The sequence below is a fragment of the Pseudoalteromonas sp. SG44-1 genome, from assembly GCF_014164315.1.
Taxonomy (GTDB): domain Bacteria; phylum Pseudomonadota; class Gammaproteobacteria; order Enterobacterales; family Alteromonadaceae; genus Pseudoalteromonas; species Pseudoalteromonas rhizosphaerae.
The window spans coordinates 1-1,185 of the sequence record NZ_JACJEW010000182.1; the positions used below are offsets into that span (position 1 = coordinate 1).

Annotated in this window: 1 protein-coding gene; it reads right to left on the reverse strand. The window is 38.6% G+C overall.

Translation table 11 applies throughout. The features are described 5' to 3' along the window. Nucleotides 1-391: 391 nt before the first annotated feature. Complete coding sequence (locus tag H5187_RS23625) at nt 392-919, reverse strand: CbrC family protein (RefSeq protein ID WP_182798483.1); 528 nt, start codon at nt 917-919, stop codon at nt 392-394. Nucleotides 920-1,185 lie beyond the last annotated feature (266 nt).

The window sequence follows — 1,185 nt, forward strand, 5'->3', positions numbered from 1 at the left end:
GGACATTAGTCACGTTATTTATTACAAACAACATTTCCTCGAAGAGTAATTGCGGGCAGGCAGTTTTTTGCACGGTTAAGTTTGATGACTTCAGCATTTATTTATAATGGGTGTCAATTTTGTTCCGTGAGCGACTGGCCATAGCATGCGGTATCACCATACCAAAAGTAGGCGCTTGGAAGCGAAGACCCTTGTCGAAGCTCAAAAACAAAAGGAATTAACATTGCGCTGAGCAATAACTATTTAGCTTCACAAGGTTTAGTGTCATTGAAAGATATTTGGATCAATATTGATAACGGGAGATGAACCGCCTATAGCACTTCCTGTTAATGAAAAGTGCATGATGGGTAGTGTGGAGGGAGGTTAGAGACCTCCGGCTACCCGATTAGCTTTAGTCACAGTCTGTGTAGAATTTATTTTGACCACAATGCCTACATTTAAATTTGTAAACTGCAAGATTATTGCCCGGAACATATGAATGAACAATACTAGGCCAAAGGTCTTTAGAAATATATTCTTCTCTTAAGAAGGCTTCTAGTTGCTCGCCTTCCAGTGATTCTAAGTCTGACTTTTGAGCATCACCATGAAATTCACATGCGTCGTTACAATGAGATAACCACCGCTCTTGCTGCCAAGAAATGAAACTTGGAGTTCTTTCACATACCTCTTTGACGATTTCTTTATCAATACCATTTGATAGTAGAGGATGTGAATCCGAAAACTCGCCATCAAACTTTTTTGCAGCAGAGCCATCTGATATACACCATGGGCAGATAATTTCTATCTCATCTATTGCGTAAATTGTTGATTCAGCTTTGTAGCCTTTTGAAAGACCGCAGCATTCGCATTCTTCATTAGTTTCAACAATTGCACCCGTTCCAACTGGGTCAGGGTGATACTTGAATTTGGGTAATTCCATGTGCTCTCCAAAAAGAAGCTAACGAGGCTGTAGAATAACTCGTTTTTAATTTATTTTTATTGATGTATTAACCATAGCCGAGTTCCTATTTTGATTCAATCGGTTACTTCGATTTTACGTGAAATATAAAAAGAGGATTTACTGTTGCTTTAATGGGCGTTTTGGAAGGTATGACAGGTGTTTAAGTGGCTTATTTGGAGAGGTAGCAGCTTACCTTTATTAATGCATCGTGTTTTGCAGCTTTTCTATATTATGAACTAAGCAAT